This is a genomic window from Microbacterium sp. K35, from assembly GCF_004794375.1.
Classification (GTDB): Bacteria; Actinomycetota; Actinomycetes; order Actinomycetales; family Microbacteriaceae; genus Microbacterium; species Microbacterium sufflavum.
Genome location: NZ_SSDM01000198.1, coordinates 1 through 465, shown reverse-complemented (window position 1 = coordinate 465; position 465 = coordinate 1). Strand labels below are relative to the sequence as shown.

Genomic DNA, 465 nt, shown 5'->3' with positions numbered 1-465 from the left:
TGCCGAGGCGGCGGCTCCCGCGGCTCGGTCGATCGCCTCGACCGAGCGGTTCACCATGTCGTGCGCGGCGTCCTGCCACGCGGGAGTGGTCGGCGCCTCCCCCGCGTGCACCCTGGCCGCATGCTCCGCCGCCTCGAACGCGCGCTCCAGCTCCGCGACCGCGTCGCGGTAGGCGGCGAACTCCGCCGCCGTGATCCGCCCCGTGGTGCCGCGGCGCGCCTCCACCGCCGTGCCCGCGGCACGCAGGTAGGCGGCGGTCTCCGGGCGCTTGACGTCGGTCATCGCCGGATACGCGATCTGCAGCGCAGGGTCGGTCTCGTACCGCATCCACCGGGCCGTGACCGCGTCGTGCTCGGCGTACAGCCGCTCCAGCGGCCGCGGCGCCGAGCCGGCCGGGATCGCCGCACGGGCCGCGTTCACCCGCACCCGCCGAGCCCGCACCTCCGCCGACGCCGCACGTGCGTC

Annotated in this window: 1 pseudogene; it reads right to left on the bottom strand. The window is 77.4% G+C overall.

From position 1 onward, the window contains the following. A pseudogene (locus DW299_RS18940) lies at positions 1-420 on the bottom strand (hypothetical protein); the annotation flags it as partial. Positions 421-465 lie beyond the last annotated feature (45 nt).